The organism is Evansella tamaricis, from assembly GCF_019042215.1.
GTDB classification, from domain to species: domain Bacteria; phylum Bacillota; class Bacilli; order Bacillales; family Salisediminibacteriaceae; genus Evansella; species Evansella tamaricis.
The window spans coordinates 12,038-33,340 of the sequence record NZ_JAHQCS010000098.1 but is presented as its reverse complement, the minus strand read 5'-3'; the positions used below and the strand labels follow the sequence as shown (position 1 = coordinate 33,340).

The window sequence follows — 21,303 nt, the reverse complement described above, 5'->3', positions numbered from 1 at the left end:
AAATTCTCGAACTGTGGATAAGTTTTAGTTTAAAATATTGTTATGGGAGGTGAAGTCATGGTAAAGCACGGTAGCGGAGTGATAAAAAAGATACTTAAGGATCACTTCGATGGTTTTTGGAGACTTCATCATGATCGCTTCCCTAAAGAGTATCAAGGTGATGTTCAGGAGGCCGTTGAAAAAGCAATAAAGTGTGGCACAACTGACATTGGTTTTGCGAAATATGAATGTTTAGGATGTGAAGGAGAACCTAAACCAGTCTTCGTAGGTTTTACGTGCAAAAGTCGATTCTGTCATAGATGTGGTAAAAAATATACCGATGATTGGTCAGATAAACAAGAAGAAATGATTTTTGATGTTCCACATCGTCATATGGTGTTTACGATTCCGAAGGAGATAAGATCAGTATTTTTTTTAGATCGTAAAAAGTTAAATGAATTGAGTAAACAAGTGGCAGAAGTCTTTCATTTTTACTATCAAAGAAAAAGTAAGAAACGCGACTTAAAAGTGGGTATTATAACCGTCATTCATACATTTGGACGAGATTTAAAATGGAATCCTCATATACATGCCTTAGTAACAGAAGGCGCTCTTGATAAAAATAAAGAATGGGTTCCGAGTGAATTCATCCCTTATGAGTACCTAAGAAAAATCATGGCAAAAGGTAGTAATGGATGCAATAAAAGAGTGGTTCCCAACTAATCCTAAGGTCCATACACTAGTAAATGATTTATATAAACGCTATCCTAAAGGGTTTTATGTTAACGCAGAAAAGAAAATGAAAAATGCAAAAGGCGCGGCTAAGTATATAGGTAGATACCTTGCTAGACCAGCAATTGCAGAGTATAGAATTGAATCTTATGATGGAGAAACGATTCGATTTTGGTATGAAGATCATCAAACTGGTAAGAAGGTAAATGTGGCATGGCCTATTTTTCGATTTCTTTTTGAGTTACTACAACATATTCCTCCCAAGCATTTTCGAATGGTTGGGCGTTTTGGGTTGTATAGCAGAAAATCACATAAGAAAACGAATCAAATCCTATCACTTTATGCTTATGTAAGAACTCGTCAGCTCTCTTTGTTGGTAGAAAAGAAGAAAAGAAAGAAAACCTATCGCCAAAGAATGATTGATGCGTTTGAAAGAGATCCTTTTATATGTCCTCATTGCCATCGCGAGATGGATTTAACAGAAATTTGGCATGCGGATCATGGATTTATTTTTCATTATATGCAAGGGGTGAAGTGTATTAAATTTAGGAGGGAAGAAGATGTCATCAAAAAAAGAGCAGGATAATACGATAAATGACCCTTTTTTGAGATGGCTTGAAGAAGGGGAAGACCCGTTTGGATTACATGAAGATCAAGAAGATGATGTGATTATTTTTAAGTGTTTAGATTGTAAAAAGACAGATGAAGTACCTGATTTTGTAGTAGGTGATTTCTCTGTTGATTTAAAAGAAGGAGAGAAAGTTGAAATTGAATGTCCTTATTGTAGTGGAACTATGCATGAAGCGAGTGACGTCCCAAGTAAATAGTACTTAACTTGGGACGTGCGAAAGTCGCGTTAGCGATTTTGTTCATAACGTCTAACCATAGACATATCTGTGTGTCCTAATATTCTTTGCAAACTAAACGGGTCTCCGCCGTTCAGAATATATAGAACAGCCCCAGTGTGCCTAAAGATATGTGGAGAAACTCGTTTGTCCTTAATTCCTGCTATTTCACCGTAAAAGTGTAATTGTTTTCTAATTGTTCCAGTGTTTAAAGGTTGTCCATCATAGGTTACAAACAAAGTTTCCTCTTGAAACTCTTCAGTTTCATATAAATATTCCGTCAAAATTTTGATTGTATTATTAGATAATGGGACACTTCGATTTCTTTTTGTTTTAGTGATATGAGGTTGGAGGACAATTTCACCGCCTTTTAAATCAACGTCTTGTCGTCTTATTTTTGATAGTTCTGAAACCCTTACCATTGTATCGAGCAAAATCATCATAATTACTTTATCTCGAAAGCCTACAAATCTTATGTCGTCTGGTGTATCAAGTAATCGTTTTACTTCGTCGAGTGTAAAAGTTTGAATCGGTATTTCTCCTGTTTTTACGGGTTTAAATGTTTCGTGAATCGGTTCTTCAATCCATCCTTCTATATAGCAATGGCGAAGAAATGCTCGTAAAGTACGAATCCTTACATTTACAGTTGTAGGCTTCAACTTTTTTTCGTGAAGTAAATACCCTGTGTAATCCATGAATACATCCGTACAAACTTCCTCGTTCTTTAAGTCACCACCTATAAACTGGTCTAAATAGCGGAAATGGATATAATCTTCAATTGTCAAAGGTGTCAGTCCCTCTGATCGCTTATAACTCATGAATTTGTCGAACATTTCATAAAGGGTAAGTGTTCCCATTATGGCTCGATTTACGGAATAGGGAAGTTTTTGACCATTTCGAATACTTGAACGATAGAATTTTTTTGGCATAAAAAATACCCGCCTTTCCTAAATAATTGGAAAATAACGGGTTTGAAGTAAATAGGTCTCGGCAATAGGTCGCCGAAGTATTCGTTTATTTTAGCGTTTAGACCTTGTGGGAATATAGGTTAAATCAACGTTTCAAATCTCGTTCAAAAACCGCTACAAACGTTGATATGACAGTGTTTTTGGCGGGACCGTGTGGGAATCGAACCCACCGGAGACGGCACGCGCCTCCCTGAAGGTTTTGAAGACCTCGGCAAACACCAGTTACACAACCGGCCCCAAATGATGACACTTGTATAATTATATCCTCATAGTAATTCAATGACAAGCATTAGATAGAACTAAAGGAGAGCTATATTTATCTTGTATCGAAGGGACGATTACAAAGTATTATAATCTACATAATAATATTATTGTAAACTGAAACTCAACAAAACACAGATTTAACTATGATGACACAAACTCGATTGGTTTAGTTCTACTTGACGGCTACACTGGGCATAAAAGACCGTTCAAATGCCCAGCCAGACCATGGATAAGATGCGATCTATCATGCCAATAAAATTTTCTCGCATTTTGGACAGGATTTAATGATATTGAAAAGTGTTCCGGAATATAAATATATAACAAGAACTAGTTTAAAATACTAATAACGATTTTTTTAACTGGAGGTGTTAAATTGGATTACAAGGAAAAGTTCACAGAACGGGCGAGAACCTATTTAAACCGAATTCCTGATGATGAAGTCATTAAAATCTGGAGTACGGAAATCTCCAGTTATTTTACGGAATTACGACAAAAAATCGGTAATGTAAAGGATCCCACGTATCAATGTAATGCATCCACATCCAGAAGTTATATTAAAATGGGTGGTCTGGAACTAAGGTTCCAAACGAATAATGACAATTCCAGTGAGGAGAAAAATACGATCTCTGTCATGAAGTTAGAGAATGGTGTCAGTGAATCGTTAGACTTGCTTGTTGCAAAAAACGGAGTCCTCTATAGTGAAACAACAGATAAAGCTTTTCATGTCAGCTTCATTGAAGAATATTTAACCGATGTGTTTGGGGAGTTGCTATCATTATAAAAAAGATGTCTCAGTCGGATTTTATGAAGGGACTGTAAAAGTGGAAAAGCGCCACTTTTTCAGTGCCCTCATTCTATCCGTGAGGCATCTTTTTTTGATGTTGGATCTAGGAACCAGTTTGCGGATTTAATGAATGTCTCAACAAGAATCCATCCCTCTTTCTATGATAAAATAGCAGGAGAGATAGGGGGATGACCATGGTGAAACGGTTTTATACGATAGGAATGGCAGGACATATTGATCACGGAAAAACAACGTTGACTAAAGCACTCACCAATATAGATACAGACCGACTAAAAGAAGAAAAGGAACGTGCGATTTCCATTGAATTGGGGTATGCCCCCCTTTCATTAGATGACGATTCACAAGTATCGATCATTGATGTGCCGGGTCACGAAAAATTTATTCGGCAAATGATTGCCGGAGTGGCAGGGATTGACCTTGTCCTTCTCGTTGTTGCTGCAGATGAGGGGGTCATGCCGCAGACATTGGAACATCTCGAGATTCTCCAGCTTTTAGGAATACATAAAGGCCTCATTGTCGTGACAAAAATCGATCAAATGGATGAGGAGATGGGAGAACTTATTGAAATGGACATTCATGACAAAGTGAAGGGGACATTCTTCGAAGGGAGTGAACTACTTTTTGTGGACAGTCTCTCACATATGGGGATTCCGCAGTTGAAAGACCGGATTAGAAAGTACTTAAAAGACGTGCCAATGCGGGATGCATCAGGGGCGTTTCGACTGCCGATTGATCAAGTATTTACTGTGCATGGACAGGGAACGGTCGTTAGAGGCACAGTTTATGAAGGGATGATTCAGGAAGGAGAAATTCTCGAAGTTTTACCTCAAGGAAAGAAGGTCCGGGCCCGTCAACTCCAAGTTCATCATGAACAGCAGGAAATGGGTAGAGCGGGCCAACGGGTCGCCATTAATCTAGGGGGAATTTCGAAGGAGGAAATCAATAGGGGAGATGTGTTAGTCTCCACTCAATACTATGCCACGACCGATATTGTGGACGTGGTACTCGATACTGTTGACTCTCTTGACTATCCCCTAAAGCAGAGGGGTTCGATTAAACTCCATCTAGGAACGGCGGAAGTGTACGGGAAAATCGTGTTCTTTGACAGGAATGAATTGATGGAGGACAAAGGGGTTCTTTGCCAACTCCGGTTAAACAGTCCTGTGGTTACAAAGCGGGGAGACCGGTTCATCTTGCGGAGGCCAACACCAGTGGAAACAATCGGTGGCGGGGAGGTCATTGATCCGAAAGGGGAAAAATATAAGTTTGGTCCAGCAACTATGGAGATGCTTTCCCGAAAGCGGGAAGGAACTCCAGGGGAACGAATGATAGATGTTTTAAAAAAGGAAAAGGGATTACGGAAACAGGAGTTGTTAAAAGAGACGGCACTGGAGGAAAGAGAAGGTTCTGCCATATTGACAGAGCTCATGGAAGCGAATAACGTCCACGTTTTAAAGGATTGGTATTTGTTAAAGGTGGTTCATGACGAAATGATCGGTGTCCTCCTAGGGGAATTAAAATCTTATCACGATCAACATCCCCTCCGTCAAGGGAAAAATAAAGCCGAACTGAAGCAGGACCTCTCAACGTATGGCACTTCCCTTGCAGAGGCGGTAATAGAACAAGGGGTAACAGATGGGGTGTTCGTCCAGGGGGGACAATTCATTAGCCTCCCAGAGTTTCAGCCAGGATACCCTTCTCAGTGGGAAAAACGGATGGTCCAGGTGGAAGAGACGATCTTCGCCCAAAAACTGCAGGTGGATTCCTATTGGGAGATTGTCAGCGAGGCAGGAATTCCTACCACACTACAGGAAGAATTACGGCATTTCCTCTTACGAAGTGGACGCGTTGTGGAATTGGATGAAAAACTGCTCATGGGGAAACGGGTCTTTGATCAAGCCGTCCGTGAATTGTATGAAAAAACAGAAGAACGCTTTACCCTTCAGGACGCTAAAAGTGTACTGGGTGTGACAAGGAAATATCTTGTGCCATTCATGGAGATTCTTGATTCCAAAGGGCTTACGAAACGGGACGGGAATGAGCGGGTTTGGAGAAAGGAACCTCAATAGGGAAATACAACGTTAAAAAGGTGTCTCCTCGGAAACCGGGGGAGACACCTTTTATCATACTTTTTTTGAAGTATCTGTTATCTCACGTAAATGTGCTTTTCCCTTTTATCTACGACAGAACCAATCATAGCTGCCGTAGACAGGCCTTTCTTGTTCATTTCCTGCACATATTTTTCCCCTTCCTCAAAAGGGAGACTTATGAGCAGTCCGCCAGAAGTAATGGCGTCGCATAATATCAGTTGGTCCGTGTCGTCGATGGATTCTCCGTATTCCACAACATCTGACAGCCATTGATGGTTTGCTTTACTCCCCCCAGGAACGACTCCTTTTGCTGCCAATTCTTTCGTACCGTCCAAGAGGGGGACACGGCGGTAGTCGATGTCAAAGCTCACGTTACTTCCACTCGCCATTTCGTATCCGTGTCCAAGGAGGCCGAATCCGGTAACATCTGTTACGGCATGTGGGTGATAGTGTTCCAGTGTTTCGCAAGCGATCCGGTTTAATTCTGCCATTGTTTTTGTCACGAGTTCCTCTTGTTGTACAGATGTTTGATCGCGTTTTATTCCTGTGGTCAGGATGCCTACGCCTATGGGTTTTGTCAATACTAACGCATCGCCAGGCTTTGCACCTATGTTTTTGAAAATACGGTCTGGATGGACTACGCCTGTGACACTGAGGCCAAATTTTGGTTCGGCATCATCAATGGAGTGTCCTCCGGCGATGACGGCCCCTGCTTCCTCCACTTTGTGGGAAGAGCCTTTTAAGATTTGTGCCAGCAGATCATGGGGCAGTTTTTTTATTGGGAATCCTACGATGTTCAGAACGGTCGTGGGTTTTCCACCCATGGCGTACACATCGCTCAAGGCGTTTGCTGCGGCTATTTGGCCGAACATATAAGGGTCATCTACGATTGGTGTGAAATAGTCCACTGTCTGAATTAAGGCGATGTCGTCTGTTAGTTTATAAACGCCCCCGTCATCGGATGTTTCGTGTCCCACGAGCAGGCGTTCGTTTTTCTTTGTTTCTGGTAAATGACGCAGAACCTGCGCCAGGTCGCTTGGACCAATTTTACAGCCTCAGCCGGCTTTGGATGATAATGCTGTGAGACGTATTTCCTGTTCTTTGTTATATTCCATCGGTTAGCCACCTCCTGTTTTTTAGTAGATTACGGTGCTGCTCAATTCTAAAGATGTGTCTCTGTTAAGTATAAGCTTGTTTTTTGATTTAAGACAAACACTATTATAAAATAAGGGGGAAGAGTTAATAAAATTTCTTATTGAAGGGGTTTGATAAGATGAGTTACAAAATGACAGTTGAGTTTTGCCAGCAGTGAAACTACGCTCCTAAAGCTGCGAGTTTCGCAGAAGAGTTGTTTAATCATTTCCGTTCTGAGATTGAGAACCTGAATTTGGTAGCTAGTTCAGGTGGTGCTTTTGAAGTATATGTGAATGGGGAAAAAATTCATTCCAAGTTGGATACGGGTGAATACCCGCAACTGGAAACCATTATTAATAAGATGAAATCACTTAAATAGTTTTAACATGGAGGCCTCTATATGGGGTCTTTCTTATATTACATTTGACTGTATGGAAATAGGAATTCTGAGTGTAACTAAGGCTCCTCTTTTTGTATAATAAAGGAAGGGAAGGTATGATTTACATAGAAAGGGGAGAGCGGGAATGAAACGGAAGTTCTTAAAAGGTATTGGAATCGGGGTTGGTATTGGACTTGCTATATATGTCTCTGGAATGTTGAAGGAGTATAAAGAACGGGAGGAAGTGGCGAGGGAACGTGCCACGTTTGGAACAGGGCAATAAAATAAGAGAAGCGAACTCGCCTAAGATCACGAGCGTAGTACTTTCTTATATAAAAAAAGGTGGTCGAATCGACCACCTTTTCTAAGAGAGGACATCATCTGGGGTCAAAGCGATGTTTGTCTTTTGGAAACACCTCATTTTTTAAAGTCGTTATGCATCCTTGACTGTGTAAATGCGTTAGCCTGTTACCAAGTACAAGCGAACCACCCCTCAAGGTTTTTACGACAAACCCTTTTTAATTCTGCTATCTCTCTCTAAGAAGAAAGGGACGCTGTCCCCCTCTTCACTAATTATGATGGCTCTGTGAAGGCAAAATCATGTGAGGAAATATATAGTATTTTTGAAGTGGAGCGATGACCTTATGACACAGTCAATCCGGAACATTCCGGCGGTGCACGAAGTGATAAAAACGTTTGAAACATCAAATCAGCAGGTAGAACGTCCCATTCCTGCAGAAGTGGTTAAAGGTTGGGCGCAATATCACCTTCGTTTTCTAAGGGAAGATATTCTTCAACACCCCTCCAATTATGAGAATGTAACAAGGGAAATGCTCATGGCAGATCTCCTTTTCAAACTGAATCAAGAGGTGAAGTCTTACCGCCCCAATAACTTACATCAGGTTCTCAATGGTACAGGAACGGTATTACATACTAATTTAGGTAGGGCAAGATTAAGTAACAAAGCACTGGAACGGGTTATAGAAGTATCCAAGCACTACAGTACGTTAGAATATAACGTATCTGAAGGAAAGCGTGGTTCCCGGCATGATATTATAAAAGACTTGTTAATACAAGTGACAGGTGCCGAGGCGGCGATGGTCGTGAATAACAACGCCGCTGCTGTTTTTCTGATTTTACGTGCCCTCTGCAAAGGGAAAGAAGTGATTGTTTCCAGAGGAGAGTTGGTGGAAATTGGAGGGTCTTTCCGCATCTCTACTATTATGGAAGAAAGTGACGCTAAACTTGTGGAAGTTGGGACAACGAATAAAACCCATGCCTATGATTATGAACAAGCCATTTCAGAAAATACCCGTATGCTAATGAAGGTACATACAAGTAACTTCAAGACAGTTGGATTTACGAAAGAGGTGTCGGTGGAAGAATTGAAAGGAATTCGGGATGATGTTGAACAGTCTTCATCCAATGGCATACTCGTGTATGAGGATTTAGGAAGTGGTTCCCTTTATCCCTTTCGTCACGACGGAATTGGGGAAGAACCGATAGTAAAAGAGGCGTTAAATAAGGGAGCGGATATTATTTCCTTCAGCGGAGATAAGCTTCTTGGGGGACCTCAGGCGGGAGTGATAGCGGGAAAAAAAGAGGTGATTGATCTTCTGAAAAAACATCCTCTGGCAAGGGTATTGAGAGTGGACAAAATGACATTGGCAGCACTGGAGGCTAGTTTGCAAAGTTATATTTATGATGAAGTCTCAGACAACCCCACGATCCGGGATATTTTGTTGACGGAAAAACAGATTCAAGGGAAAGTGGACGTATTTCTAAGGGAATTGGAAAAGGAATTAAGTCCATTGAACTGGAAGATAGAAACGGGTAAAGACACTTCTTTAATCGGTGGTGGGACCATGCCAACAGTGGAAAGACCTACCGTGGGGATCACTGTTGAAAAAGACGGTCTGTCGGCAAATAAGCTGGAGGGAATATTAAGAAAGATTACGATTCCGGTTATTAGCCGAATGAAAAATACCAAAGTGTTTATCGATTTTAGAACAATTGATGAAGAAGAAATTCCTCTGTTGATTCAAGCGTTAAAGGAAGCTGAAAAACTTATGGAATAAAGAGCTGAGACATCACCACTAAAGTGTTTCATGGAAAATCCGAACAATATATAACCATAGCGAAATATATTCTTTCGTCTAGGCTCTTTTCGTAAACGTTATTGCTTTAATTACAACAAACTATGCGAAAAGAGCCTTCATTTAAGATTGCATCAACAATATTACATTCGGATATCCATGGATTAAAACACTTTTGTCCCAGCCTCTACCCAATCAATCAGCCTTCTCCATCCGTTTGTGATACGTGATTTCGTTTTTTCACTTTGTGAGACCCGGATAAAGGTTCAGGTTGTCCGCTTCGCTTATTTTTAGGTGAATTTCTCCGTTGATCTTTGTACGTATTTTTTTCGGTCATTGTTCATTCCCCCTTCTACCTTATTTTCTCCTACTTGGAAGAATTCATTCCATCAAAACATGGCAGGTATAAACGGCTCCTTGAGATAAACAATAGGAGTGTTAACGATTATTGTATAAGGGGGAGAACTATGCCGTATCACAAAAATAAACGACAGGCTTTCGAAGCGGCTCAACAGGCTTTCGTTCAGTTCCAGGAAGCAATGGAAAATCTTCATCCAGAAGATGCCGATTATGGTCATCACCATAAAGTGGCAGAACAGGAATTAGATGAGGCGATTCAAGTTATTCAAAAGGCTCATGTAACGGCTTCCGAACATCAACGGAAACAATTGGAGTTATATTCGAAGGAAATAGAGCAGTATAAACAGGAATTAATGGAATAGGCATAAAAAATTGTTTGGCCAATACAAAATGGCCAAACAATTTTTTTGCGGTACCTGAATTACTGTCGTTTCTTCGTCTTTTTATTAAATTGACGTTCTTCAGCAGATAATGGACCTTCATTGCCATAGCCTTCTTCATATCCCGCACCACGCCCTTGTGCTTTTGCATCATTCATACCAGGACGAATGTGGTTCGCTCGTTTTTTTGTCATGGACAAACACCTCCCAAATGATAGTTTGTTCAAGGGAGATTAATTTATAAAAATACTTTTTAATTTAAATTGTGTCATGTGATTCGGGAGACTATTCAGATAAGAATAGTGTTTTGCTTGTTTCTTACCACACATAGTGTTATGGTGCAAACGTAAATTTGACAATTTTCCGAATAAAGGTTTTAGACAATTTGGAATTTGTATTATATGATAGAAGTTGAAGGAGGGTATACATATGACAAATGAAAACCAATTGTACAATTCAAAGCGTACGTTTGAAGCAAACGGAAAAACGTACAGCTACTACGATCTAAAAGCGATAGAAGAAGCGGGAGTTGGAACCGTTTCCAGCCTACCTTATTCCATTAAGGTCCTTTTAGAGTCTGTTCTTCGTCAATATGATGGAAAGGTAATTAAGGAAGAGCATGTGGAAAACCTGGCAAAATGGGGAACTCCAGAGGTTAAGGCTATAGATGTTCCATTTAAGCCTTCACGTGTTATTTTACAGGACTTCACTGGTGTGCCTGCAGTAGTTGATTTAGCTTCCCTTAGAAAAGCAATGGCTGACTTAGGTGGGGATCCAAATCGTATTAATCCGGCAATCCCGGTGGACTTAGTTGTTGACCATTCTGTTCAAGTAGATGAGTTTGGTGGACCTAACTCACTTCTTCGTAATATGGAATTAGAATTTGAAAGAAATGAAGAACGTTACAAATTTTTAAACTGGGCTCAGAAATCATTCAATAATTATCGTGCCGTACCACCAGCAACAGGAATTGTTCACCAAGTAAACTTGGAATATTTAGCAAATGTTGTTCAGCAAGATGAAAAAGACGGCGAAATTGTTGCATTCCCTGATTCCCTTGTTGGTACTGATTCCCATACTACGATGATTAACGGTCTTGGTGTATTAGGATGGGGTGTTGGAGGTATTGAAGCGGAAGCGGGTATGCTTCAACAACCTTCTTATTTCCCAGTTCCGGAAGTAATCGGTGTCAAACTGACAGGTTCTATGCCTGAGGGAGCGACAGCGACAGACTTAGCATTAAAAGTGACTCAAGTTTTACGGGAAAAGAAAGTAGTTGGCAAATTTGTAGAATACTTCGGTCCAGGTTTAGGAGAAATGACTCTGGCAGACCGTGCAACTATAGCTAACATGGCCCCGGAATATGGTGCTACTTGTGGGTTCTTCCCGGTAGATGAAGAGACGTTAAATTATTTGCGATTCACGGGACGCAGTGAAGAACTGGTGACACTTGTGGAGCAGTATTGCAAAGCAAACGGAATGTTCTATACTGCAGGACAGGATGATCCAACATTTACAGACGTAGTGGAAGTGGATCTTTCTGCGATTGAACCAAATCTTTCCGGTCCGAAACGACCACAGGATTTAATTCCACTTTCCGAAATGAAACAGGAGTGGAGAAAGGCCTTGAGTGCACCGGTTGGAAACCAAGGTTTCGGATTAGCTCCAGAAGAAATCAAGAAAGAAGTAACCGTTAAGCATCCAACAGGTGAGGAATCCACTTTAAAAACCGGTTCCGTTGTGATCGCAGCAATTACGAGCTGTACGAACACATCTAATCCGCATGTTATGGTTGGGGCAGGCCTTGTGGCGAAAAATGCAGTGGAGAAAGGGTTAAAAGTTCCTGGTTATGTAAAAACAAGTTTAGCACCAGGTTCAAAAGTTGTTACTGGTTACCTGGATGGCGCTGGTTTAACACCTTATCTTGACCAACTTGGCTTTAACACAGTTGGATATGGCTGTACGACCTGTATTGGTAACAGTGGACCATTACCACAGGAAATTGAAGCGGGGGTTGCTGAAAATGATTTAACCGTAGCCTCTGTTTTAAGTGGAAACCGGAACTTTGAAGGACGTATCCACCCATTAGTGAAGGCAAATTATCTTGCATCCCCACCATTAGTTGTGGCATATGCACTTGCTGGAACCGTGGATATTGATGTGTATAGTGATCCAATCGGTAAAGATAAACACGGCAACGACGTTTTCTTTAAGGATATTTGGCCTAGCCACAGTGAGATTCAGGCAGCAATGGAAAAAGCAGTGACGCCTGAACTCTTCAAGAAAGAATACGAGCGTGTCTTTGATGATAACGAAGAATGGAACAACTTGGAAACAACGGATGAAGATCTCTATTCTTGGGATCCAGATTCTACGTATATTCAAAACCCTCCTTTCTTTGAAAATTTATCTCCGGAACCGGAGGATGTGCAAGCATTAACAGGATTACGAGCAGTTGCTAAACTCGGTGATTCTGTGACAACAGACCACATTTCACCTGCAGGATCCATAGCGAAAGACAGTCCTGCCGGAAAGTATCTCATGGAAAAAGGATTGATTCCATCACAGTTTAACTCCTACGGATCTCGTCGTGGTAATCATGAAGTTATGATGCGTGGAACTTTCGCTAACATCCGTATCAAAAACCAATTAGCTCCTGGTACAGAAGGCGGGTATACTACATACTGGCCAACGGGTGAAGTGATGGCAATTTATGATGCTGCAATGAAATATAAACAAGAAAACACTGGCCTAGTTGTTTTAGCTGGAAATGACTATGGTATGGGAAGTTCCCGTGACTGGGCTGCAAAAGGAACGAATTTATTAGGTATTAAAACGGTTATTGCCGCAAGTTTTGAGCGAATTCACCGTAGTAACCTTGTCTTAATGGGCGTTCTGCCTCTTCAGTTTAAAGATGGAGAAAACGCTGATACACTTGGGTTAACAGGGAAGGAACAGTTTGATGTCCAGATTACAAACGATGTTCAACCAAGGGATCATGTTATGGTTGTTGCAACGGATCTTGAATCTGGTAAGAAAACAACATTTGAAGTATTAGCACGATTTGATAGTGAAGTGGAAATCGACTACTATCGTCATGGTGGTATTCTGCAAATGGTACTTCGTAACGCACTCAGCGAAGTGAAATAATGAGAGATATTACCCTAGAAGGCAAAGTAAGCCTTCTAGGGTTTTTTACATAGAAAAAGATTGCTGATACATACTAACAGTAGAAAGGATGATCATATAATGGGTAGACAAAAAAAAGGAAATGCCAATGCACAACGAAATAATAATAAAAAGCAACAAGGGAAGGAAAATCACGCTTCCGAGTTGGAGACATTTGCAGATTATGAAGTAAAAAAAATGAAGAATAAATAACCATCTTGTTGATGAAAACAAAGCTATTTATACTGGGATGTATGAAGTTATTCCCCATTTGTCCATAATGATAGTAAATGACAATGAGGTGAATGGACATGAAAAATAAAAAGAAAATGCGATTCGAGGATTTAATCCAAGAGAACAAACAAGCATTATTAAAGGATCCGAAAGAAATGGAAAGAATCGAACAAAAATTGGATCAGCGTCACGTGGATCAATTACCATCTTAAAATCAAGTATGTGTCGCATAGTTACATCCTTTCCGGAAATATTATAACTATGGAAGGAAGGAGGGATAACCATGGTTTCAGATTTTAAGAATTTTCAACAACACCGACCTAATAAGTTAGGGACACAACCACGTAAAAGTGATTCAAATAAAGGGAAAAAGATGAATATGAAGAGTAATGAAAACCCTGATTATATCCCAACAAAAGGGAAATAAACGATAGAGAATGTGGCATTTACGAAGGTAAGTGCCATTTTTCTTTTTGGCTCTTTTTTGGATTTTAAATGATACAACTTGTCAAATACGAGGGAACATACGATAATGATACTAGCACCATTTGAACTCATCAAGATTTGGGGTGTCTTAATTTTGGGGAAAGAAAAGAAAACAACAAAGCAAGGTAAAAATCGTTACCCATTTGCACCATGGCTATTATTTATTTATCTCATTATGCTCATTTATATAACCTTTTTTGCCTGGAATTACGGGGCATCCCTTGGCCCATTGGGACCTGGTGGAAAAAACTTTAATCTTGATCCGTTTAAAAGTATTCATCAGATTTATGTCTATGGTAACTGGAAGATGATCACTCAAATATTGATTGGAAACATTCTTTTATTTGTTCCCCTCGGTTTCTTGTTCCCGTTGACGGTTGATCACTTTCGTAAGTCTATTGTAAAGCCTGTTCGGATCATGCCTGTTGTATTATTAGGGATGGTTATGTCCTTCTTGATCGAGGTAAACCAATTTATTTTTACGTATCGGGTGGCAAATGTGGATGATGTTATTTTAAATACTGTTGGTGCATTACTAGGTGTTTTATCTTACCGGATTTTCCGATTGTTTGGCAGAATTACTTATATTAAATAAAGGCTGTCCCTATGGTTATATCCATTGGGACAGCTTATTTTTTATACTGGTTTCGTATCAACGGTTATTTTTTTTGTCCAATAGCGGTAGCCTGTATAAACGATTGCGAGGAATATCCCGTAAATTCCAACCATATAAACAATCTCTATTGGATTTGTTACAATCGTATGTCCTACTAGAGCAAAGAGTGCCATCGCCGGTATTTTCCCGAGGCCAGAAGCTATGGCATAGGAAATAAATGATACACGGCTCAAGGCTGCATATGCGTTAATCAAAATCGATGGTATGACTGGGATCATCCGTAAAACCGTGATGGATAAAAAGGCGTTTCTCTCAAATAAAAGTGTTACTTTTTTTGTTGCAGCGTATTTCAACAATATTTTTGACCCGAGTTTATGAAAGCCTCCATAGCGGACCATAGAAAAAAAGAGAATCGATGCAAATGTGGATCCCATCCAGATCACGAGAGCACCAAGGATTGGTCCATATGCGGCACCTATCACCCCACCAACTAATGGATAGGGGATGACCGGAAACAAAGACATTAATGTTGCTATAACGGTTGTTAAGAGGACGTAATCATTTTCATTGGTTTGAATCCAATGTAAGAGGGATTCATGGTATAAATATAAGAAAAATATAATAAGTAAGCCACTCATAATTACAATACTTTTTCGAAACATAGACTATCTCCTTTATCATAGTAACAATGTTGATTATATACTATATCCATCGTTGAGGTACAAGCAATTTGCTGGAAAATCATTAGTAATGGCCAATCGTCGTGTTAAAAAGTTGTTATAAACGTGAAGCGAAGTGCGTGTGTGGCGATTCAAACACATATATAATTAACAAACCTAAACGTCTTCGAAGATAATATAAATCCACTTCGCTGAAAGAATGAAACTGGCTTACTTTGGTGATGTTTCACGTACCGTATTTAAATTATGGATTTCAATCAATAACATAAGGAATGTCGTTGGAAAACTTGTGTAGTACTGTAGATAAACTAAACATGTGTCCATAAATAGGGGACGAACAGGATCGAAGTGCCATAGGGAGAGATTTTGCCACATTTACTGTTACAATATAAACCAAATGAAATTAAGATCCTACTAGTAATTTTCCAGCTAACCAAATAAAAATGAGCGGGGAGTTATCGTAGGTACACTATAATTATCATGTAAAAGGTGGTGTTATTATTTTAGAGATGTTAATCTCAATCATTGTAATTTGTGCAGCAGTGTTAATTATTGGAGTTACTAAGTATAAAGACGTTAAAAAGAAGAAAGTAAATCCACCGAAGCAATGGGAAGGAAACAAACCAGATGATGTGGAACAAACAGAAAAAATAACGGAACATCAGAAAGGAAATGGAAGAGGAGGAGGACCATTTCAATAAAAGGGAAGCGATTGATGAACTACCTGTCGTTCCTGATAGGAAACGGAGTGCCATAGCATAATACAATACGCACACTCTCTGTTCTTGTTCAACTTTAATAAATACAAATACTTTAAAACATAGTTCTGATAACGATCTTAGGAAAGGTGATGATTTGCATGAATTTAGCAGCAGCTAATTACCAATATCAAGACACTACTTTTTTCGTCTTACATCCTTCATTCCTCCTATTAATAGGTTTAGCATTACTGGTGGGAATTATTTTCATAGGGTATAAAAAGAAAAGATCTTTTTAAAATCCCTATCAAGTAGCAACGAAGGTAGTTAAATTAGAGAGATACAATTATATAATATTTCACGTACCGTATCAGGGTAATAAAATATGAATTTCATATAAAACACCAAGGATTCAAACGAGTAAAAGTATAGCACAGGACATTCCCCCAGTGAATAAAATACTACGATGAAAATGTAAGGGGTGATGAACATGCAAATACACGTGGTTCAGGAAGGGCAATCGGTATATGGTATTGCACAAGCCTATGGAACTACTCCAGAGGAGATTGCCCGATCGAACGAACTTCCCGATCCTAATCGTCTAGTCGTTGGTCAAAGTATTGTTATTCCAATTGTAGGTTCTTTTTATTGGGTGCGTCAGGGAGATAACTTGTACAGTATTGGTCAGCAGTTTGGAATTCCTGCACAGGAACTTGCTCAAATTAATCAGATTCCATTAGATGCTCCGCTGCAAGTGAATACGAGACTTTATATTCCGCCACGACCGAAAGTTTCATTAGAGTCTAACGCTTATGTAGAACCTATTGGTGGATCTGTATCACCTGAATTAGAAGAATCAGCCCGCTCCAGGACACCTTACTTAACTTATCTGGCACCATTTAGTTATCAATTGAATCGAGATGGAACATTAACAGTTCCACCTCTCAATGCTTTTGCAGAGATTGCCTCAGCGAATAATGCTGGTTTAATGATGACGATTACTAACTTGGAAGAGGGAGCGTTTAGTGAGGAAGTTGGTGCTGCTGTTTTAACAAACGAAACGGCCCAGAATACAATGCTCGATCAAATTGTTGAAATTACTAAGGAAGTAGGATACCGTGATGTTCATTTTGATTTCGAGTTTTTAAGGACAGAAGATCGGGAGCGGTATAATCAATTTTTACGGAAGGCAGTAGAAAGATTAAGAGGGGAGGGGTTATTAGTATCCACTGCCTTAGCCCCGAAAACAAGAGCCGATCAGCCTGGTCAATGGTATGAAGCCCATGATTACCGTGCCCATGGGGAGATAGTAGATTTTGTTGTCTTAATGACATATGAATGGGGCTATAGTGGAGGTCCGCCGATGGCTGTTTCTCCACTTGGACCGGTTCGGGAAGTCATTGAATATGCATTGACAGAGATGCCTGCTAATAAGATCATGATGGGTCAGAATTTATATGGTTATGATTGGACATTACCGTATGAACCGGGAGAAGAATACGCAAGAGCACTTAGTCCAAATCGGGCGGTGGAGTTGGCATTTTCAAGAAATGTTCCGATCCAGTATGATGCAGAATCGCAGGCGCCATTTTTTGAGTACGTAGACGATGCAGGGTCAGAACATGTCGTTTGGTTTGAGGATGCAAGAAGTATTCAAGCAAAGTTTGATTTAATCAAAGAGCTGGGTTTACGGGGTATTAGTTATTGGAAATTAGGACTTCCGTTCACTCAAAATTGGTTATTACTAAACGATCAATTTGATATAAAGAAATTTTAAAAAATGGTTTATCGGTGTTTAACTGTTCCGCTAATTAAATAACTGGCGGGACAGTTTTTTGATTCACAGAAAACGAGAGGTGCTGAGACTTAAGAAATAACGTATGTTAGAAGATTGAAATTCGGAAAAAAAACTAGCTAAAAGCCACAATTTCGTGTAATATTTCGAATAACGAAACATTATAACAAATTAGGTTGGTGAAGCTGATGTCAAAACATCCTTGGCTCGTTTATGTCATGCTTGCCCTTGCAACAAGTAGTTGGGGCAGCGCATTTATTGCAGGAAATTATGCAACACAAGATTTTTCACCAATTACGGTGGCTTTTTTTAGGTTTTTCTTCGCTTCTCTCATACTCTTGCCACTCATGTGGATGAAGGGAAAAAATCGTCCCCGTCCAAAAGGGAAGGAATGGGTTCTGTTAGCGTTACTTGGTCTGACTGGTATTGCCCTTTATAATATTTGTTTTTTTATAGCCACAAAGGAAGCCCCGATTGTGAAAAGTTCTTTATTCATTGCGTCTAATCCAGTGCTAATTATATTACTATCCGCACTTTTCTTAAAAGAGAAAATCACGTCCCGCAATTTGATAGGACTTGCCTTAGCCTTAACAGGAGCTGCAGTTATCATCACGGAAGGGAAATTCCTAAGTGTCATCCGTACAGGCTTTGAACCGATTGATCTTGTCTTATTGATTGCGGTCATTTGTTGGGCTTTATATAGTGTACTGGGAAAAGTAGCTTTACAGACTTTTAGTTCTCTCGTGAGCACGACTTATGCGGTTGTCTTCGGTACAGTGATGCTTTTTCCGTTTGCGATGATGGATGTTACATGGCCTCAGGTCACAAACGCCAGTATGCTAACTTGGGGTTCCATTCTCCATATGAGTATAATCGTTTCTGTTGCGAGCTTTATTATGTATTATCAGGGAATTAAGATTATCGGTGCTGCCAAAGCGTCCATTTTTATTAATTTAATGCCCCTTTCTGCGGTTATTTTGGCTGTCATTTTATTAGGGGAACCTCTTTTACCGGTTCATATCATTGGCGCTGTTCTAGTCTTGACAGGCGTGACGGTGGGGACGAGAGCAAAGAAGAAAAAAATGAACCGGGATAAAAACGAAGTTCCTATTGAACTGAAAAAAAGCAATTAAGCTTTTAACTGTGCATGATGGACAAAACAGAGCAAGACAAGACAGGATGAAATAAATACGGGGTAGTACAATTTGATTATGGGAGGTGACGTAATGGATTTTATTCAAAGCTTGCAAAAAGCAATTGATTTTATTGAAAAAAATATACTAGAACCGATTACCTATGAAGACGTGGCAAAACATCTTCATATGTCAAGTTATCATTTTCATCGAATATTCAGTATGGTAACAGGTATGACAGTCAAGGAGTATATCAGGAATAGAAGGTTATCGATGGCAGGTCAGGAAATATCCGTGTCTGATTTAAAGGTAATAGATGTGGCATTTAAATATGGATATGATTCCCCGGAGAGCTTCACAAAAGCATTCTCCAGGTTTCACGGAATTACTCCAAATCTGGCTAGACGTGCAGGTGTAAAATTAAAATCCTTTAATCAACTTCTTGTTAAAATTAAATTGGAAGGTGGCAGGATATTGGACTACCGAATGGAAAAGAGAGAAGGATTTAATGTATTGGCTAAAGTTAAAAAGTTTAAGAATGAGACAGTATCGGAGGACGGAACGACGGAAATTGCAGATTTTTGGAAAGGATCAAGTAACGATGGAACGTTTCATACCTTAAAACAACATGCTGTTAACAATGATATGTATGGGCTTTGTGCGCCTATATCAAAGGAAAGTACCTATTTTGATTATGGTATAGGGGTGGGATTTATTGGAGGAAATATCCCCGAAGGATATACCGAATGGGAAGTGAAGCCTAGTTTATGGGCAGTATTTAAATGTATTGGTGAAAATTCAGATTGTATCGCAGATACTTGGAATAAAATCTTTAAAGAGTTTCTTCCAGGTTCAGAGTACGAGATGCTCGACGATACGGATTTTGAGTTATATTCCGAGGACTTTCCGTCAGACTGCTTCTGTGAAATTTGGATTCCTGTTCAGAAGAAATAGTAGGGGTATTTTCAGTGATGTTAATAGAATAGAAATTTAAATAACCTTTCAGAGACAGGGAAAGGAAAGTGTTGGTATAATCACGGGCTGTATTTCATAAAGCTCGTTTTTTTAAAAATAGGCTCTCGTATAGATTGTTGTTTGTGATTTTAAAGCAAAATTTTTGCTTGGATACACTACAGGCGGAAGCTTTCACCACAGGCAAAAGTGCGACATCTGCTCATTCTTCGCTGTGTCTTCTTTGTCGCGTGCACGGCCTCAAAGAGGGTTGCTTCGTCGAATCCACTGCGATTTGTTTCGACGGATACACTACAAAGCTTTACTAGTAGAGGAAGAAACAGCCTCGTTGTTTGGGAAGAACTTGAGGCATCTTCCGACCGAAATCCATCTCTGCCTCCCCGTTCGAGTACAACTTGCCCCATCTTCCGACCGAAACCCTTCTCAGCCTGACTCGACGAATACCGTCTCTGCGGGGTCTTTACCTCGCTTTCCTGTCTCTTCCTCTAAAAGCATTGCTCTGTAGCTTATTCAAAGGGATTTGCTCGTCACTGGAGCCGCCACTTTTACTTCTCCAAGCTATTCTCAAAAAGGAACAAAGTTTAAGAAAAGAGCCTAAAAATATAAAATTTCCGAAACTTGGACTCCAGTAGTTTATAATAGATTAAAGATGGTCTGAGAGCTAAAAAGGATGGTGGTATTCTTGTTGAAAAATATAATATCTTTTGCAATAATCTTCTTCTTTTTAAACCTATTAGGGTGCACTGAACTTGGAACTGGGGAAAATCAAGAGAGAAGACATCTGGATTATGTCTATGAAGCTGGTGAAAAGCACGTTACATTCCCATATTCCCTCCCATATTTCGATGATTATACGATAGTGGATTTATATTTTGTACCTCAAGACGAAGCAGATCAAACAGAGGAAAAACTTTTTGTCACGTATAATGCGGATATTTTAATAACCACAGATATGGAAAAAGCGATGCTTGAGAATTCGAGAGAACTAGATCCAGTTGATGGAACTGGAGGATACAGGATTTATGGTCCTTACTTTGAAGAGAATGACGTTATACTACCTATACAATTAGATATTAAAAGGAGTCCATTTGAAGTTATTAGTCCACTAAAAGATAGATCAGAACTTGATAGAATCGAAGTGGATGGGAAAGAAATTCTCTTTGATTATGAAGATAGCGTTATGACATCCAATGGTAGTTTAGCATACTTTATTTTTGAAGTAGAAAGAGACGGAACGTATTACCGTGTTTTTGTAGAAGTTACGTCCAAGATGACCCACGAAGAAGTGAAAGATCAAATAAAAGAATTGGTCTATGCTTTTGATGAGTGAGCCTAACCCAGGCTAAATCGAAATATTTAATAGTGGAATTCTATTTTTAACAGCAGGATTTATACGTTCTGACATCTTTGGGCAAATTGTCTAGATCCAGCTTTCCTTATTTGTCATTATTTTCTTTTCACACCTTATTTTTCCCGTGAATACACTAGG

Annotated in this window: 25 protein-coding genes and 1 tRNA gene; 20 read left to right on the top strand and 6 right to left on the bottom strand. The window is 39.7% G+C overall.

Annotated features, from left to right (window positions below; translation table 11 throughout):
* Positions 1 to 57: 57 nt before the first annotated feature.
* Genes KS419_RS25205 through KS419_RS11650 form a run of 3 tightly spaced genes read left to right on the top strand, consistent with a single transcriptional unit; the run spans position 58 to position 1,538 of the window.
* Positions 58 to 702 carry an IS91 family transposase gene (locus KS419_RS25205; protein WP_217065250.1) on the top strand — a complete coding sequence of 215 codons (645 nt, stop codon included), beginning with the start codon at positions 58 to 60 and terminating at the stop codon, positions 700 to 702.
* Positions 671 to 1,297: a transposase gene (locus KS419_RS25200; RefSeq protein ID WP_217065251.1), complete on the top strand. Its 627-nt coding sequence runs from the start codon at positions 671 to 673 to the stop codon at positions 1,295 to 1,297. Before KS419_RS25205 ends, KS419_RS25200 begins: the two co-directional genes overlap by 32 nt.
* On the top strand, positions 1,272 to 1,538 hold the full coding sequence (locus KS419_RS11650) for a hypothetical protein (RefSeq protein ID WP_217065252.1): 267 nt from the start codon (positions 1,272 to 1,274) through the stop codon (positions 1,536 to 1,538). Before KS419_RS25200 ends, KS419_RS11650 begins: the two co-directional genes overlap by 26 nt.
* Before the next feature lie 29 nt (positions 1,539 to 1,567).
* Here KS419_RS11650 and KS419_RS11645 read toward each other — a convergent pair whose 3' ends face one another.
* The gene (locus KS419_RS11645; protein ID WP_217066580.1) at positions 1,568 to 2,485 is read right to left on the bottom strand and encodes a tyrosine-type recombinase/integrase; all 918 of its coding nucleotides are present in this window, start codon (positions 2,483 to 2,485) and stop codon (positions 1,568 to 1,570) included.
* A 180-nt stretch (positions 2,486 to 2,665) separates the two neighbouring features.
* Positions 2,666 to 2,762: transfer RNA gene (locus KS419_RS11640), tRNA-Sec, on the bottom strand.
* A 399-nt stretch (positions 2,763 to 3,161) separates the two neighbouring features.
* Here KS419_RS11640 and KS419_RS11635 point away from each other — a divergent pair.
* A complete protein-coding gene (locus KS419_RS11635) occupies positions 3,162 to 3,569 on the top strand; it encodes a DUF3942 family protein (protein WP_217066579.1) in 408 nt (135 codons plus the stop codon).
* A 197-nt stretch (positions 3,570 to 3,766) separates the two neighbouring features.
* The gene (gene selB / locus KS419_RS11630; protein ID WP_217066578.1) at positions 3,767 to 5,662 is read left to right on the top strand and encodes a selenocysteine-specific translation elongation factor; all 1,896 of its coding nucleotides are present in this window, start codon (positions 3,767 to 3,769) and stop codon (positions 5,660 to 5,662) included.
* A gap of 77 nt (positions 5,663 to 5,739) precedes the next feature.
* Here the strand turns inward: selB and selD are convergent, their stop codons facing one another.
* Complete coding sequence (gene selD, locus KS419_RS11625; protein WP_217066577.1) at positions 5,740 to 6,798, bottom strand: selenide, water dikinase SelD; 1,059 nt, start codon at positions 6,796 to 6,798, stop codon at positions 5,740 to 5,742.
* 158 nt (positions 6,799 to 6,956) lie between these two features.
* Between selD and KS419_RS25505 the strand changes: the two genes are divergently transcribed.
* From KS419_RS25505 to selA, 3 genes are all read left to right on the top strand, one after another.
* Positions 6,957 to 7,196 (top strand): Rdx family protein, encoded by a 240-nt coding sequence (locus KS419_RS25505; protein WP_343215057.1) that lies wholly within the window; start codon positions 6,957 to 6,959, stop codon positions 7,194 to 7,196.
* Between the two features lie 145 nt (positions 7,197 to 7,341).
* Positions 7,342 to 7,479, top strand: a complete 138-nt coding sequence (locus KS419_RS11615) for a hypothetical protein (protein ID WP_217066575.1) — start codon at positions 7,342 to 7,344, stop codon at positions 7,477 to 7,479.
* 361 nt (positions 7,480 to 7,840) lie between these two features.
* A complete protein-coding gene (gene selA / locus KS419_RS11610; protein ID WP_217066574.1) occupies positions 7,841 to 9,274 on the top strand; it encodes an L-seryl-tRNA(Sec) selenium transferase in 1,434 nt (477 codons plus the stop codon).
* A gap of 217 nt (positions 9,275 to 9,491) precedes the next feature.
* Here the strand turns inward: selA and KS419_RS11605 are convergent, their stop codons facing one another.
* Positions 9,492 to 9,629 (bottom strand): small acid-soluble spore protein P, encoded by a 138-nt coding sequence (locus tag KS419_RS11605; RefSeq protein ID WP_217066573.1) that lies wholly within the window; start codon positions 9,627 to 9,629, stop codon positions 9,492 to 9,494.
* Between the two features lie 130 nt (positions 9,630 to 9,759).
* Here KS419_RS11605 and KS419_RS11600 point away from each other — a divergent pair, with 130 nt between their 5' ends.
* Complete coding sequence (locus tag KS419_RS11600) at positions 9,760 to 10,014, top strand: hypothetical protein (RefSeq protein ID WP_217066572.1); 255 nt, start codon at positions 9,760 to 9,762, stop codon at positions 10,012 to 10,014.
* Between the two features lie 59 nt (positions 10,015 to 10,073).
* Here the strand turns inward: KS419_RS11600 and sspO are convergent, their stop codons facing one another.
* A complete protein-coding gene (gene sspO, locus KS419_RS11595) occupies positions 10,074 to 10,226 on the bottom strand; it encodes a small acid-soluble spore protein O (protein WP_217066571.1) in 153 nt (50 codons plus the stop codon).
* A 235-nt stretch (positions 10,227 to 10,461) separates the two neighbouring features.
* Between sspO and acnA the strand changes: the two genes are divergently transcribed.
* From acnA to KS419_RS11575, 5 genes are all read left to right on the top strand, one after another.
* Complete coding sequence (gene acnA / locus KS419_RS11590; RefSeq protein ID WP_217066570.1) at positions 10,462 to 13,182, top strand: aconitate hydratase AcnA; 2,721 nt, start codon at positions 10,462 to 10,464, stop codon at positions 13,180 to 13,182.
* A gap of 99 nt (positions 13,183 to 13,281) precedes the next feature.
* The gene (locus KS419_RS25195; protein WP_281419796.1) at positions 13,282 to 13,413 is read left to right on the top strand and encodes a hypothetical protein; all 132 of its coding nucleotides are present in this window, start codon (positions 13,282 to 13,284) and stop codon (positions 13,411 to 13,413) included.
* A gap of 98 nt (positions 13,414 to 13,511) precedes the next feature.
* Positions 13,512 to 13,646: an FbpB family small basic protein gene (locus KS419_RS11585; protein WP_217066569.1), complete on the top strand. Its 135-nt coding sequence runs from the start codon at positions 13,512 to 13,514 to the stop codon at positions 13,644 to 13,646.
* Positions 13,647 to 13,717: 71 nt separating this feature from the next.
* Positions 13,718 to 13,861: an acid-soluble spore protein N gene (locus KS419_RS11580; RefSeq protein ID WP_217066568.1), complete on the top strand. Its 144-nt coding sequence runs from the start codon at positions 13,718 to 13,720 to the stop codon at positions 13,859 to 13,861.
* Between the two features lie 153 nt (positions 13,862 to 14,014).
* Entirely contained in the window at positions 14,015 to 14,515 is a 501-nt protein-coding gene (locus tag KS419_RS11575) for a VanZ family protein (protein ID WP_246593800.1), read from the top strand.
* A gap of 41 nt (positions 14,516 to 14,556) precedes the next feature.
* On the opposite strand, the gene KS419_RS11570 is transcribed toward KS419_RS11575, so the two are convergent.
* Positions 14,557 to 15,198 carry a TVP38/TMEM64 family protein gene (locus tag KS419_RS11570; protein ID WP_217066566.1) on the bottom strand — a complete coding sequence of 214 codons (642 nt, stop codon included), beginning with the start codon at positions 15,196 to 15,198 and terminating at the stop codon, positions 14,557 to 14,559.
* Positions 15,199 to 15,725: 527 nt separating this feature from the next.
* Between KS419_RS11570 and KS419_RS11565 the strand changes: the two genes are divergently transcribed.
* From KS419_RS11565 to KS419_RS11540, 6 genes are all read left to right on the top strand, one after another.
* A complete protein-coding gene (locus tag KS419_RS11565; RefSeq protein ID WP_217066565.1) occupies positions 15,726 to 15,917 on the top strand; it encodes a hypothetical protein in 192 nt (63 codons plus the stop codon).
* Positions 15,918 to 16,066: 149 nt separating this feature from the next.
* Complete coding sequence (locus KS419_RS25640) at positions 16,067 to 16,213, top strand: LPXTG cell wall anchor domain-containing protein (RefSeq protein ID WP_425514155.1); 147 nt, start codon at positions 16,067 to 16,069, stop codon at positions 16,211 to 16,213.
* 191 nt (positions 16,214 to 16,404) lie between these two features.
* Positions 16,405 to 17,691 (top strand): glycoside hydrolase family 18 protein, encoded by a 1,287-nt coding sequence (locus KS419_RS11555; RefSeq protein WP_217066563.1) that lies wholly within the window; start codon positions 16,405 to 16,407, stop codon positions 17,689 to 17,691.
* 206 nt (positions 17,692 to 17,897) lie between these two features.
* Complete coding sequence (locus KS419_RS11550) at positions 17,898 to 18,842, top strand: DMT family transporter (RefSeq protein ID WP_246593798.1); 945 nt, start codon at positions 17,898 to 17,900, stop codon at positions 18,840 to 18,842.
* A gap of 93 nt (positions 18,843 to 18,935) precedes the next feature.
* Positions 18,936 to 19,796 (top strand): AraC family transcriptional regulator, encoded by an 861-nt coding sequence (locus KS419_RS11545; protein WP_217066562.1) that lies wholly within the window; start codon positions 18,936 to 18,938, stop codon positions 19,794 to 19,796.
* Between the two features lie 703 nt (positions 19,797 to 20,499).
* Positions 20,500 to 21,144: a hypothetical protein gene (locus KS419_RS11540; protein ID WP_217066561.1), complete on the top strand. Its 645-nt coding sequence runs from the start codon at positions 20,500 to 20,502 to the stop codon at positions 21,142 to 21,144.
* The last annotated feature ends 159 nt before the right edge of the window (positions 21,145 to 21,303 follow it).

Excerpts from the sequence above, each read along its gene's own strand:
- KS419_RS25205 (WP_217065250.1), top strand. The coding sequence starts at position 58 with ATGGTAAAGCACGGTAGCGGAGTGATAAAAAAGATACTTAAGGATCAC.
- KS419_RS25200 (WP_217065251.1), top strand. The coding sequence starts at position 671 with ATGGATGCAATAAAAGAGTGGTTCCCAACTAATCCTAAGGTCCATACA.
- KS419_RS11650 (WP_217065252.1), top strand. The coding sequence starts at position 1,272 with ATGTCATCAAAAAAAGAGCAGGATAATACGATAAATGACCCTTTTTTG.
- KS419_RS11645 (WP_217066580.1), bottom strand. The coding sequence starts at position 2,485 with ATGCCAAAAAAATTCTATCGTTCAAGTATTCGAAATGGTCAAAAACTT.
- selB (WP_217066578.1), top strand. The coding sequence starts at position 3,767 with ATGGTGAAACGGTTTTATACGATAGGAATGGCAGGACATATTGATCAC.
- KS419_RS11615 (WP_217066575.1), top strand. The coding sequence starts at position 7,342 with ATGAAACGGAAGTTCTTAAAAGGTATTGGAATCGGGGTTGGTATTGGA.
- selA (WP_217066574.1), top strand. The coding sequence starts at position 7,841 with ATGACACAGTCAATCCGGAACATTCCGGCGGTGCACGAAGTGATAAAA.
- KS419_RS11605 (WP_217066573.1), bottom strand. The coding sequence starts at position 9,629 with ATGACCGAAAAAAATACGTACAAAGATCAACGGAGAAATTCACCTAAA.
- KS419_RS11600 (WP_217066572.1), top strand. The coding sequence starts at position 9,760 with ATGCCGTATCACAAAAATAAACGACAGGCTTTCGAAGCGGCTCAACAG.
- sspO (WP_217066571.1), bottom strand. The coding sequence starts at position 10,226 with ATGACAAAAAAACGAGCGAACCACATTCGTCCTGGTATGAATGATGCA.
- acnA (WP_217066570.1), top strand. The coding sequence starts at position 10,462 with ATGACAAATGAAAACCAATTGTACAATTCAAAGCGTACGTTTGAAGCA.
- KS419_RS25195 (WP_281419796.1), top strand. The coding sequence starts at position 13,282 with ATGGGTAGACAAAAAAAAGGAAATGCCAATGCACAACGAAATAATAAT.
- KS419_RS11585 (WP_217066569.1), top strand. The coding sequence starts at position 13,512 with ATGAAAAATAAAAAGAAAATGCGATTCGAGGATTTAATCCAAGAGAAC.
- KS419_RS11580 (WP_217066568.1), top strand. The coding sequence starts at position 13,718 with ATGGTTTCAGATTTTAAGAATTTTCAACAACACCGACCTAATAAGTTA.
- KS419_RS11570 (WP_217066566.1), bottom strand. The coding sequence starts at position 15,198 with ATGTTTCGAAAAAGTATTGTAATTATGAGTGGCTTACTTATTATATTT.
- KS419_RS11565 (WP_217066565.1), top strand. The coding sequence starts at position 15,726 with ATGTTAATCTCAATCATTGTAATTTGTGCAGCAGTGTTAATTATTGGA.
- KS419_RS25640 (WP_425514155.1), top strand. The coding sequence starts at position 16,067 with ATGATTTGCATGAATTTAGCAGCAGCTAATTACCAATATCAAGACACT.
- KS419_RS11555 (WP_217066563.1), top strand. The coding sequence starts at position 16,405 with ATGCAAATACACGTGGTTCAGGAAGGGCAATCGGTATATGGTATTGCA.
- KS419_RS11550 (WP_246593798.1), top strand. The coding sequence starts at position 17,898 with ATGTCAAAACATCCTTGGCTCGTTTATGTCATGCTTGCCCTTGCAACA.
- KS419_RS11545 (WP_217066562.1), top strand. The coding sequence starts at position 18,936 with ATGGATTTTATTCAAAGCTTGCAAAAAGCAATTGATTTTATTGAAAAA.